Genomic DNA, 12,531 nt, shown 5'->3' with positions numbered 1-12,531 from the left:
GTAAAGCGTAAAGCGGTGTTTACAGCGGCGCTATCTTATCCACAATCAGTTGTAGTGATTGTTTGCCTCGCCATTCGTTAATATCCAGCTTATACACCAGCTGCACCTTATTAATGGCAGCATTTGGCCACACACTTAGGTCGATATTAAATGCAATCGCATCTATTAGGGTGCGGCCTTCATCGGCACTAAGCACCAGCTTTAAGTGCTTTTCTCCCACTAACCGCTGTTGAACCACGCGAAATTCACCATCAAATAACGGTTCAGGAAAAGACTGTCCCCAAGGGCCGGCAGTGCGAACTTGCTCAGCAATGGGTAAGCTTAGCTCGGCAGTGCTTAGCTCACCATCACTGACTATTTCACCAGTGAGTAATTCAGGGCTCACCCAATCGGCTACTGTGGCTTCAAATGCTTGCTTAAAAGGTTCAAGTGAAGACTTACTCAACGATAGCCCTGCCGCCATGGCATGGCCACCAAACTTATCAATAATGCCAGGGTGCTGGCGGTCAACTTCTTCAAGCAAGTCACGTAAGTGCACCCCAGGAATAGAGCGGCCTGAGCCTTTTAGCTCATCATCTCCGGCTTCGGCAAAGGCAATCACCGGTCTGTAGTAACGTTCTTTTATGCGTGAGGCTACCAAGCCCACCACGCCTTGATGCCAATCGTCTTGATGCAAGACTAAGCCGTTGGGTAGCTCGCCATCGCTAATATTTACTTTAGTTAAGGTCGCTAAGGCTTCATCTTGCATGCTGGCTTCAATGGCTTTACGCTCACGGTTAAGGTCATCCATCATGGCGGCCAGCTTGCGTGCCTCATCTAGATTTTCACTTAATAAGCAGGCCACCCCCATCGACATATCATCTAAGCGCCCTACCGCATTAAGCCGTGGTCCTAAGGCAAAACCTAAATCACTGGCGACTAGGCGCGACTGGTTACGCTGTGAAATATCAAGCAAGGCCTGAATGCCTGGCCGCACCCGGGCTGCGCGCATACGTTGCAGCCCTTGGTGCACTAAGACTCTATTATTTTCATCCAAGGCCACCACATCGGCAACCGTGCCTAATGCGACTAAATCTAGGTACTCGCCCATATTCGGTGCGTTAATGCCTAGGCGTGTAAACCAGCCATGCTCAGTTAATGCCGCGCGTAGCGCCAGCAATAGATAAAAGGCCACTCCCACACCGGCTAGGTTTTTTGAGGGAAAATCACAGCCGTGTTGGTTGGGGTTAACAATGGCTGCTGCATCGGGCAGCTCATTGCCGGGCAGATGATGATCGGTCACTATCACCTGCATGCCGCGAGCATTCGCTGCCGCCACCCCACTGATGCTGGAAATACCATTATCAACCGTGATCAGCAATTCGCCGCCCATGGCCGCGACTTCATCCACCACTTTAGGACTTAAACCATAGCCGTAGTCAAAACGGTTGGGCACCAGATATTGCACATGACGGGCCCCCATAGCACGCAGACCATGCACCATAAGTGCAGAGCTTGTGGCCCCGTCGCAATCAAAATCCCCAACAATCACAATATTGCGCTGCTCAGCTAAGCCTTGCTCAAGCACTTTGACGGCCTCTGCCATGCCTTTAAAACCCGGCTTTAATAGGGCGCCTGCTGTCAGATTAAGCTGCTCAGGTTTGATAACACCGCGGCTCGCATAAAGCCGTTGTATCAGTGGCGATAAATCGGCAGGTAATTGATGTTCTGCTATTGAACGACGGCGAATATTAAGGCGAGATGAGATCATGGTGATGGTCGGCTTGATACTGGTTATATAAACAGGAGTGCAACACTAACCGCGCCGCACGTTTTTTGCAACGCTAAGAGCAGCGCCCGGCGCCCAGCACCTAGCTAAAAAACCACCCCAATTTTGCAACGAAATCCGCGAAATCCATGGAAAAATAGAGATCAAATCTGAATAAAGGCGGTAAAGGCTAAAGCGTAAAGAGTGCCGATAGTTTGTACAAAAACCGGTCCAATAAATGAAACCCTTACAAGCGCCGAGGTCGATTCCGTGTATTCGGTGGCGAAAAATCGTTAGTCTTTAACGCTCATCTTTAGCTTGGCGCCAGGCGCTCGGCGCTACGCGTTACCCGCGCGGGTGATGCTCTTCATGCAAGGCATTTAGGCGATGAGTGGCAACATGAGTGTAAATTTGCGTAGTGGATAAGTCGGAATGACCCAATAGCATTTGCACCACCCGCAAGTCGGCACCGTGGTTAAGCAAATGCGTGGCAAAAGCATGGCGCAAAGTATGAGGGGATAAATCAGGGCTGATACCGGCCCGCTGGGCATAAATTTTAATGCGATGCCAAAAGGTTTGCCGGGTCATTTGTCGCCCACGTCGAGACGGAAATACCACATCAGATGATAACTCGCCCAACAAGGCCGCTCGCGCCTCTTTTAAATAACGCTCTAACCAGTGTAGCGCTTCTTCGCCCATGGGCACTAAGCGCTCTTTATTCCCTTTGCCCGTTACACGCACTAAGCCTTGGCGCACACTGAGACTTTCCATCGATAAGCTCACCAGCTCAGTAACACGCAAGCCGGTGGCATACAAAAGCTCAAGCATGGCTTTATCGCGCAGCTCTAGCGGCGCTTCTACTTCAGGGGCGTCTAATAAATTAAGCACTTGCTGCTCACTAATATCTTTAGGTAAGCGGGTGGGTAACTTAGGGCCGGCAATTAAAATGCTAGGATCATCAAGGCGTAATTGTTCTCGGTGCAGATACTGGAAAAAGCGCCGTAATACGCTCAACATTCGAGCCGTGCTGCTGGCTTTAAAACCCATGTCAATTCGTTGCGCCAAGTAGCTTTGTAGGCTGACTCCATCAACAGATAATACACTATTGCCGCTATCATCTAACCAACGAGAAAAGTGGGTTAAATCACTGCGATAAGAAGCCAGAGTATTATCCGATAGCCCTTTTTCTAGCCAGAGAGCATCAACAAATTGTTCAACTAAAGGGTAACTCATTGGGGCGTCAGACTCCGCTGATAGAAAAGCATCTGGTATGATACCGCCATTAGCACATAGCCATTACGGGATCTTATGAATATCGGTTTATTTTACGGCTCAACCACTTGCTACACCGAAATAGCGGCCGAAAAAATTGGCGAGCAACTGGGCGCAGACTTGGTTGATTTGTATAATATCAAGGATGTGCCGCTGGCGCGCGCCCAAGACTACCCCATTATACTGTTTGGTATTTCCACTTGGGACTTTGGCGAGCTACAAGAAGACTGGGAATCCCATTGGGACGACATAGATACCCTAGATCTCACCGGCCACGTGGTAGCACTGTTTGGCATGGGCGACCAGCTCGGTTATGGCGAATGGTTTCAAGATGCCTTGGGCTTATTACACGATAAAGTGATTGCCCAAGGCGCGACTGTGGTGGGGTATTGGCCGAATATTGGCTATGAGTTTGAAGCGTCTAAAGCGCTAACGTCCGATGGCGAGTATTTTGTGGGTCTATCATTAGATGAAGCCAACCAATATGACAACACCGATCAGCGCATTGATACTTGGGTGGCACAAATTTTAGAAGAAATCGCCGCAATTTAATTGCAAAGCGTTAAGGGTGAGGGGTAAAGAGGACAACACAGTGTTTATCAACTCGGCGTTGTCTATATAGCCCTACCAATCTTCGCAGTCGGGGTTACCCCTCACACTTTACGGCTCTTACTGACGCAGGCATGGCTAAGCCAATGGCCGTTGCAATGGCGGTGGGTATCACCCAAGCCATGCCGATATCGAATAGCGGCAACCAAGACACTAGGCTCATGTTTAATCCCACGGCATGCAAACCGTCCAAAATACCAAACACTAACGCCACCGACATAATTAACCGATAAGCCAACACGGGTGCGCGCATTAACGGCCTTAAATAGGTGGCCAGTACCAAGGCGACGGCCACGGGGTAACAGGTAACCAGCACCGGCACTGATACGGTAATTAAGGTATCTAACCCCACATTAGCCACCAACATACAGGCCAAGGCATTGATCACCACCCAGGTGCGATAACTTAATTTATGGGTTAAGCGATAAAAATAATCGGCACAGGCCGACACTAGGCCGACGGCCGTGGTTAAACAGGCCAAAGAAACAATAGCCGCTAAAATCCATAATCCTGCAGGGCCAAACAGCGACAGTACATAGGCACTGATAATTTCCGCACCTGTGGTCGCCGAGTCGGCCACCCCTAAGCTGGTGCCACCTAAAATAAATAATGACACATAAACAAAGCCTAAGCCCACAGCGGCAATCAGCGCCGCTATCATTAAATAGCGAGACTGAGCACGGCCATCAGTGACACCTTTGTCACGCAGTACATCCAAAATAAACATACCAAAGATCAACGCTGCAAAGGTGTCCATGGTGTTATAGCCTTCGATAAAACCTTTAACGAAGGGGGCCGTTAAGTAAACCTCAGATACCGGCGGCTGTGTGCCTTGCGGACTGATAAAAACCGCTAACGCTAAACCAATTAATAACAGCAATAAAATGGGCGTTAATACTTTACCCACCGCATCCAACAAACGCCCTTGGTTAAGCGATAACAATAACACTAAGCCAAAAAAGCCTATGGTATATAAGGTTAAGGTGCTTTGATCAGGGTTTGTCAGAAACGGCTTTAAGCTCATTTCATAGGCCACTAACCCAGTACGAGGTGCGGCAAAGGCAGGGCCAATAATAATAAAAATCGCCGTGGCCATTACCGTCACCACCACTGGGGGTAAATAACGGCCCATAACCGGTAAACCGCCCCCCGCCAAAGCGGCCGCCACCAGCGTGACCAGCGGTAAACCGACTCCGGTGAGCAAAAAGCCCACCATGGCGCTGGTTAAATGCTCCCCTGCTAAAAAGCCAGTCATGGGCGGAAAAATAATATTTCCAGCCCCCAAAAAGAAAGCAAAGGTCATAAAACCTAAGCCTAAAATATCAAAGGTAGATAGAGACTTGTTCACAGGGGTCCTCAGTGCGGGCAGCCAGCACAATGTGGGCTTAGCGTAATGCAGCGATAATGATGGGACGACTTACCACCAGATACTTATCGTATAGTGCGAGTTTCTAACGGCCGCCGAGCAAGCTAGTAGCATAATGATGTGAAAAACAGATTCAAGACAAAATTTACATCTTAAGATAGAAAGCCGATACCAGAGACACATACGACTCACTATATTCGCCACTGCTGTCGTGAATAACGAGCTGATCGTGGGTTAGCGGACGGTCAACGGCACTAAAACGTAGTAAAAAGCGCCCTGCCGCTTTGCCCGCTTTGGTAAATACGGCGCACTTTTCTATTAGGTGTAGCCCCTGCTCAGCTGCCTGTGCTTGGGCATCGCTCAAGGCTTGGCTGGGCAATACCAGCATCAAACTGCCAGTGTCACTTAATAGCCGTCGGCTATTAGCAAATAACTCAGCCAAGCTCAGGCTACCAGTATGGCGCGCTTGGCCCCGGGCGGCGTCTTTAAATGCTTGCCCATGCACAAAGTAAGGCGGATTGCTCACTATGAGGTCGAAAGCACTCGCCACATAATGCTGTAAAGCACCTTGCACAATATTCACCCTGTTAGCCCAAGGCGAGGCCTGTGCATTACTCAAAGCTTGTTCAGCGGCGGCAATATCGAGCTCTAAGCCGGTGATATGCGCTTTATGACTACGTTGCGCCAGCATCAAGGCGATCAGCCCAGATCCTGTTCCTATATCTAAAATACACCTTGCACCGCACATATCGGCCCAAGCTCCGAGTAAAATACCATCGGTGCCCACTTTCATTGCACAGCGGTCATGGTTGACGTGAAACTGCTTAAATGTAAAACCACGGCTACTCATCTTGATCCTGTCAGGTTTTTTGATTCTAATTCCCCTATAATACCTGCCTTTTAGACTGACCGAGACCGATCATGAGCAGTATGACCTTCGAGCAACTGGAGCTGGACCCTATTTTAGTCCGCGCACTCACTGAAATGGGCTATGCCAAGCCGACCACCATTCAGAGCCAAGTGATTCCCGAAGCCATGAGCGGCCGGGATATTTTGGCTTCAGCCCCCACAGGCACAGGTAAAACGGCGGCGTTTTTATTACCCATTTGCCAACACTTGTTGGACTTTCCGCGCCGCCAAGCAGGCCCTGCGCGTATTTTAATTTTAACCCCCACCCGTGAGCTGGCGATACAAATTGGCGACGATGCCAAAAGAATACTCAAGCACACCCCATTGCGGGTTGAGGTGATCACCGGCGGCGTGCACGAAAGCCAGCACTTACCAGCACTGACCAAAACCACAGATATAGTGGTTGCCACCCCTGGGCGTTTACTGCAATACATTGATGAAGAAAGCTTTGATTGTCGTGATATTGAAATGCTGGTGTTGGATGAAGCCGACCGCATGCTCGATATGGGCTTTATTCAAGACGTAGACCGCATTGCCGCCGAAGCGCGCTGGCGTCGTCAGACAATGCTGTTTTCGGCCACCTTAGAGGGCAAAGGTTTAACCAGCTTTGCCGCCGACTTACTTAAAGCCCCAGTAGAGCTTAGTGCCGAGCCACCACGCAGTGAGCGGAAAAAGATCAATCAATGGGTGCACATGGCAGACAACCCTGAGCATAAATTTGCTCTGCTGACGCATTTATTACGCCAACCTGAAGTAACACGCAGCATTATCTTTGTAAAAACCCGTGATCGCTTAATGGAGCTTGCCAGTCGCTTACAGCAAGAAGGCTTACATAATGCTTGGTTGCGTGGCGAAATGGAGCAAGAAAAGCGCATTGAAGCCTTGGGGCGCTTTCGTATTGGCCGAGTGAATATTTTAGTGGCCACCGATGTGGCGTCACGTGGTATCGACTTGCCCCAAGTAAGCCATGTGATTAACTACGACTTACCGCGTACCGCCGATGTGTATGTACACCGTATTGGCCGCACCGGCCGTGCCGGCGAAAAAGGCACTGCCATTAGCTTAGTCGAAGCCCATGATATGCCGCTGCTGGTAAAAATAGAGAAATACACCGAAGAGCCGCTCAAACGTCGCTTTATTGAGGGCTTAAGACCCATGCATAAAGAAGCCAAAGTAAGCTCGCGTAAGAAAAAAGACGCTGACCGTAAGTCGAAGAAAAAGACAGAGCCGGTCAAAAAAGAGAAAGTACGCGCCAGAGATACTAAAGCTAAGGGCAAGCCTAAATGGGCCATCGCTAAAGCCGACGCTGGAGCTAAAGCGAATAGCGGCAAGGCCAAAAAAGACAAACCCAAAGCAGAGTAACCATCCACAGTCAGATTGGGCCTGCAGCTTGAGTCATATTGGCTACACTTAACGTCATTCATGCTGAGTTTTATCAACACTGGGTGGCGTTATGTTATTAAAATATTATTCTGGTATTGAGCGTCGTTCATATCAAAGGCGGCACATGCCAGATCGCCGAGACTGTTTGCGCTGGGGAGTAGAAGGTGAAGAGCGTCGCGCGCGCACTAATGGCCGACGCAAACTCGATAATGCAAAAAGTATGTGGCATCAATAACGCTCGTCTCGCAAGCGGCCATAAAAAAACCGGCCTATTAAGACCGGTCAAAAATGTGAAGAAGAGAGAATCTTCAAATTCAGTAAGCACACTGATTAAGAGCACAGCCGGGCCTAAAGGTTCCGGCTTTTTTTGTTTTTATTGCACAATTTTGCCTCATGAAAGTGACCACAGCCCAGGTATAAAAAAACCGGCCCATCAGGACCGGTAAAAAGAGGAAGAAGAGAGAATCTTCAAATTCAGTAAGCACACCTATTCAGAGCACAGCCAAGCCAGAAGGTTCACACTTTTTTGCTTTTTCTTTTACTGCAAACTATTAGGCGCGTGTTAGTGCAGTTGCTTAACTGGGTGTTGGGCGCTATATGTCACTACTGCTCTTCGCGCTTAAACACTAACTCGGTTGCGCTCGACTCGCTTTCAACGAAATAATAACCGGCCGTATCAAACGCGGTTAACTGGCTAACCTCACTCAACTGGTGCTGAATAATATAGCGCGCCATTAGCCCCCGGGCTTTTTTGGCATAAAAACTGATGATTTTATACTGACCATTTTTACAATCTTTAAAAATAGGAGTAATTATCTGCCCTGCTAACCGCTTGGGCTGCACTGCCTTAAAATATTCATTAGAGGCTAGGTTTATCAGTACATTATCGCCTTGTGCGGCTAACGCGGCATTCAGCTTATCGGTAATAATATTTCCCCAAAAGGCATATAAGTCTTTACCACGCTCATTCTCAAGCTTAGTCCCCATTTCTAGGCGATATGGCTGCATTAAGTCTAGCGGACGCAATAGCCCGTATAAGCCAGACAGCATGCGAAAGTGATCTTGGGCAAAAGCAAAGTCGTCAGGCGTTAAGGTCTCGGCATCTAGCCCTGTATATACATCGCCTTTAAACGCCAACAAGGCTTGCTTGGCATTATCAGGCGTAAAGTTAGGTTGCCAATCAGCAAAGCGCGCGGCATTAAGACCGGCAAGTTTATCGCTAATTTTCATTAACTTACCAATATCAGCAGGGGTCAGCTCTCGGGCTCGCTCAATGAGTAATGCCGAGTCATTTAATAACTCAGGCTGCGTGTAATCACTCACCACGGGGGGTGTCTCGTAATCAAGGGTTTTAGCCGGAGAAACTACTACTAGCATGCGTTACCTCTATCTTGTTATAAAAAGCGCTATCACTAAAATATCTGACCGTTCAATCACTCGGGCCAAAAACGTGACTCTCTCAGTATCATGGAGCAGATTAATCAGACTCTATGGTGACATTATCTAGCAAGCCCGCATCTAGTCCTTGATTGCCCCCGTGCAGTTTGATCATTAAGCGTAAATCGTTAGGCGAATCTGCATAAGCCAGTGCCTCACTGTAGCCAATATGGCGTTGGGTATAGAGATCAAACAAGGCCTGATCAAAGGTTTGCATCCCCTGCTCGCGCGACTTACTCATTACTTCTTTTAAACGATGCATTTCACCTTGGCGTATTAAGTCAGCCATTAACGGCGTGTTCAGCAAGACTTCAAACGCGGCTCGGCGTTTACCTCCCTCTTGAGTAGGAATAAGCTGCTGTGCCACTATCGCCTTAAGGTTAAATGATAAATCAAACTGTAACTGACGGTGTTTACTTTCTGGTACTAGGTGCATGATCCTATCGATCGCCTGATTGGCATTATTCGCATGCAAGGTGGCCATACACAAATGCCCTGTTTCAGCAAAAGCCAATGCATAACCCATGGTTTCTTCAGAGCGAATTTCCCCAATCAAAATCACGTTAGGGGCTTGGCGCAGCGAGCTTTTGAGTGCCGCTTCAAAAGATTCGGTATCTATGCCTACTTCACGCTGAGTAATAATAGAGCGCTCGTGTTGGTGCACAAACTCCACCGGATCTTCTATGGTCAATATATGATCGTCAGCATGACGATTACGGTGACCAATCATAGCCGCTTGGGTGGTTGATTTACCGGTGCCTGTGCCCCCCACAAACAACACCAGCCCCCGCTTAGCCATAGCGATTTCACGTAAACTGTCGGGCAGATAAAGCTCTTCAAAAGAGGGAATTTTACTTTCGATGCGGCGGATCACCATACCCGCTTTTTCTTGTTGCCAAAAAGCACTGACCCGAAAACGCCCGTATTGCTCATTACTAATGGCAAAGTTGGCTTCTTTATCCTGGTGAAACTGCTGATGGCCCTCTTTGGTTAAGCAAGAGTGAACTAACGCCAGTGTGTCTTCTGCTGTTAATTTATGCTCACCCACGGGCACTAAAGTGCCATGACTTTTCAGCATGGGCGGCACTCCCACCGCAATATATAAATCCGAAGCCTGCTGCTCTACCATTGCCTGCAATAAAGACGTTAACTCCATTATGGCCTCCCATTATTAAATATTTTGCGGATCCGTCGCTTTTAAGCGTGCTTCTGCCGCCGTGACTATGCCGCTATTGACCAGCGTTTTTAAACACTGATCTAGGGTTTGCATACCATGAGCCATACCGGTTTGGATAACTGAGTACATTTGCGCCACTTTATCTTCGCGAATTAAGTTGCGAATAGCAGGCGTGCCTAACATGATTTCGTGCGCCGCCACACGACCACCGCCTTCTTTCCTTAATAGCGTTTGTGAAATAACGGCACGCAGTGACTCTGATAGCATGGATCTTACCATGTCTTTTTCAGCCCCAGGAAACACATCCACAATACGGTCTATGGTTTTGGCCGCAGAGGAAGTATGCAAGGTGGCAAACACCAAGTGGCCCGTTTCAGCCGCCGTGAGCGCTAAGCGGATCGTCTCAAGATCACGCAGCTCGCCCACTAAGATGATATCGGGATCTTCACGCAGTGAGGAGCGCAATGCTTGACTAAAAGAGTGAGTGTCTCTGTGTACTTCACGCTGATTTACCAAGCATTTTTTATTGGCGTGCACAAACTCAATGGGATCTTCTATGGTCAAAATATGCTTATTATAATTATCATTAATATGATCAACCATGGCCGCCAGTGTCGTCGACTTACCTGAGCCTGTGGGCCCGGTCACCAAGACTAACCCTCGTTGATACTCGGCAATACGTCTAAATATTTCTGGGCCACCTAATTGATCTAGGCTTAACACTTCACTGGGGATCACCCGAAATACCGCCGCTGCTCCTCTCGCCTGATGATAAGCATTAACACGAAAACGCGCTAAGTCAGGCAGTTCAAAAGAAAAATCAACTTCTAGGTTGTCTTCTAGTTCTTTACGCTGACGATCATTCATAATGTCGTACACCAAACGATGCACTTCTTGATGTTCTAATACGGGTAAGTTAATTTTTCGTACTTCACCGTCCACACGAATTTGTGGTGATACTCCTGCAGATAGGTGCAGATCCGAGGCGTTATGCTTTACACTAAAGGCCAATAATTCGGTAATGTCCATTAATCTCTCCCTGCGGCGCTTGGTTTATTACTCATATGAATACTATCTTACAACAGCTGCACTTAGTGCACGACAGAATATCTCAGGCGGCTATATCCTGTGATCGCCATCCCGATACCGTACAATTATTGGCGGTCAGTAAAACCAAACCTGTGGCTGATGTGCTCACGGCTTATCAAGCCGGTCAGCGTCAGTTTGGTGAAAATTACGTGCAAGAGGCCATTGATAAAATAGCCAGCTTAACGGTCGACTGCCCCGATATTGTCTGGCATTTAATTGGCCCCTTGCAGTCTAATAAAACGAAGCCCGTGGCCGAAGCCTTTGACTGGGTACAAAGTGTTGATCGTCTTAAAATTGCTAAACGTTTAAGCGCACAGCGCCCTGCGCATTTGCCGCCGCTTAATATTTGCTTACAGGTTAATATTAGCCAAGAGCACAATAAATCGGGGTTATCTATTGCTGAAGCAGCCAGGCTCGCCGATGAAATAGTTGCACTCCCTAGACTGTGCCTGCGGGGTATTATGGCAATTCCTGAAGCCACGGACGATAACAACAAACTCAAAGCTCAATTACTAGAGTTACGACAACTGTTTGATAGAATGGCAGAAAAATATCCCACAATAGATACTTTATCGATGGGAATGAGTAAAGATCTCGAACTCGCAGTGGCCTGTGGCAGCACCCTAGTGCGGGTGGGCACGGCTATTTTTGGCTCTCGCAACGTGTGAGTAATCAGTAATGGACCCTCAGTCTGTAATAGAAGAAAAAAAACTGGCCTTTATTGGTGCCGGTAATATGTCACGCAGCTTGATTTCTGGACTGATCCAGTCTGGCTATCCCGCGCACTTGATTATGGCAACCAACCGCTCTGCCGATAAACTTGAACAATTAGCCGCTGATTTTGGCATTCATACCAGCCAAGATAACCGCCAAGCCACAGATTGGGCGCAGGCCATTGTGTTGGCCGTTAAGCCACAAATGATGGCCAGTATGCTAGCCGATCTGCAAGCCCAGCACGCACAGCTTAAAGATAAGCTGCTGATCTCAATTGCCGCAGGTATTAGCGTAACTCGATTACAAGAGATGACGGGGCAAGAGCGCATTATTCGCACTATGCCCAATACCCCCTCGTTATTAGGCTTAGGCATGACCGGCTTATATGCACGTGCACACATTGCCCAAAGCGACCGTGATTATGCCGAACATATGATGCAAGCTGTGGGTAAGGCGTTATGGGTAAGCGACGAAGACAGCATTAATCATATTATTAGCGCTGCGGGCAGTGCCCCGGCTTATTTTTTCTTGTTTATGGAAGCCATGGCCACACAGGCAATACAGTCAGGATTTAGCGAACAAGACGCCCGTCTCTTAGTACAGCAAACCGCCTTAGGTGCCGCTAATATGGTGGTTGCTAACCCAGATACAACCCTTGGCGAGCTCAGAGCGCAAGTGACCTCTAAAGGGGGCACTACCGCCGAAGCCATTCGGCATTTTCAAGAGCAAGGCCTAGAACAGCTTGTTGCCGATGCCATGACTGCCGCCGTTACGCGCGCGCGCGAACTCGAAACTCAGCTCTAAGGAACATTGATGAATACCGCTTAC

The 12,531-nt window shown here is 48.4% G+C and carries 12 protein-coding genes; 5 read left to right on the top strand and 7 right to left on the bottom strand.

The genetic code is table 11. The annotated features are described in order from the left end of the window. Positions 1-19 precede the first annotated feature (19 nt). Together recJ and xerD are read right to left on the bottom strand one after the other, a co-directional pair. Positions 20-1,750: a single-stranded-DNA-specific exonuclease RecJ gene (recJ, locus tag ACTHY5_RS01775; RefSeq protein WP_441875538.1), complete on the bottom strand. Its 1,731-nt coding sequence runs from the start codon at positions 1,748-1,750 to the stop codon at positions 20-22. Positions 1,751-2,092: 342 nt separating this feature from the next. Beyond that, on the bottom strand, positions 2,093-2,980 hold the full coding sequence (gene xerD / locus ACTHY5_RS01770) for a site-specific tyrosine recombinase XerD (RefSeq protein ID WP_441875535.1): 888 nt from the start codon (positions 2,978-2,980) through the stop codon (positions 2,093-2,095). 75 nt (positions 2,981-3,055) lie between these two features. Between xerD and fldB the strand changes: the two genes are divergently transcribed. After that, complete coding sequence (gene fldB / locus ACTHY5_RS01765; protein ID WP_441875532.1) at positions 3,056-3,571, top strand: flavodoxin FldB; 516 nt, start codon at positions 3,056-3,058, stop codon at positions 3,569-3,571. Between the two features lie 94 nt (positions 3,572-3,665). On the opposite strand, the gene brnQ is transcribed toward fldB, so the two are convergent. Beyond that, entirely contained in the window at positions 3,666-4,976 is a 1,311-nt protein-coding gene (gene brnQ, locus ACTHY5_RS01760) for a branched-chain amino acid transport system II carrier protein (protein ID WP_441875529.1), read from the bottom strand. 163 nt (positions 4,977-5,139) lie between these two features. Then, complete coding sequence (locus ACTHY5_RS01755) at positions 5,140-5,844, bottom strand: tRNA1(Val) (adenine(37)-N6)-methyltransferase (protein WP_441875526.1); 705 nt, start codon at positions 5,842-5,844, stop codon at positions 5,140-5,142. A 71-nt stretch (positions 5,845-5,915) separates the two neighbouring features. Here ACTHY5_RS01755 and srmB point away from each other — a divergent pair, with 71 nt between their 5' ends. Both srmB and ACTHY5_RS01745 read left to right on the top strand, forming a co-directional pair. Then, positions 5,916-7,265, top strand: a complete 1,350-nt coding sequence (gene srmB / locus ACTHY5_RS01750) for an ATP-dependent RNA helicase SrmB (RefSeq protein WP_441875523.1) — start codon at positions 5,916-5,918, stop codon at positions 7,263-7,265. Positions 7,266-7,356: 91 nt separating this feature from the next. After that, positions 7,357-7,521, top strand: coding sequence for a hypothetical protein (locus ACTHY5_RS01745; protein ID WP_441875521.1), 165 nt, complete (start codon positions 7,357-7,359; stop codon positions 7,519-7,521). Between the two features lie 368 nt (positions 7,522-7,889). On the opposite strand, the gene yaaA is transcribed toward ACTHY5_RS01745, so the two are convergent. From yaaA to ACTHY5_RS01730, 3 genes are all read right to left on the bottom strand, one after another. Further along, positions 7,890-8,663, bottom strand: coding sequence for a peroxide stress protein YaaA (gene yaaA / locus ACTHY5_RS01740; protein ID WP_441875518.1), 774 nt, complete (start codon positions 8,661-8,663; stop codon positions 7,890-7,892). A gap of 100 nt (positions 8,664-8,763) precedes the next feature. Further along, positions 8,764-9,879 carry a PilT/PilU family type 4a pilus ATPase gene (locus tag ACTHY5_RS01735; RefSeq protein WP_441875515.1) on the bottom strand — a complete coding sequence of 372 codons (1,116 nt, stop codon included), beginning with the start codon at positions 9,877-9,879 and terminating at the stop codon, positions 8,764-8,766. A gap of 15 nt (positions 9,880-9,894) precedes the next feature. Further along, the gene (locus ACTHY5_RS01730; protein ID WP_441875512.1) at positions 9,895-10,929 is read right to left on the bottom strand and encodes a type IV pilus twitching motility protein PilT; all 1,035 of its coding nucleotides are present in this window, start codon (positions 10,927-10,929) and stop codon (positions 9,895-9,897) included. A 35-nt stretch (positions 10,930-10,964) separates the two neighbouring features. Between ACTHY5_RS01730 and ACTHY5_RS01725 the strand changes: the two genes are divergently transcribed. Together ACTHY5_RS01725 and proC are read left to right on the top strand one after the other, a co-directional pair. Next, positions 10,965-11,657, top strand: a complete 693-nt coding sequence (locus ACTHY5_RS01725; RefSeq protein ID WP_441875509.1) for a YggS family pyridoxal phosphate-dependent enzyme — start codon at positions 10,965-10,967, stop codon at positions 11,655-11,657. Between the two features lie 28 nt (positions 11,658-11,685). Next, the gene (gene proC, locus ACTHY5_RS01720) at positions 11,686-12,507 is read left to right on the top strand and encodes a pyrroline-5-carboxylate reductase (protein ID WP_441875579.1); all 822 of its coding nucleotides are present in this window, start codon (positions 11,686-11,688) and stop codon (positions 12,505-12,507) included. Positions 12,508-12,531: the final 24 nt, after the last annotated feature.

It is taken from the genome of Oceanisphaera sp. (assembly GCF_052084945.1).
In the GTDB taxonomy this organism is placed as follows: Bacteria; Pseudomonadota; Gammaproteobacteria; order Enterobacterales; family Aeromonadaceae; genus Oceanimonas.
The sequence above is the reverse complement of the archived record's forward strand: the minus strand, read 5'-3'. Positions and strand labels throughout refer to the sequence as shown.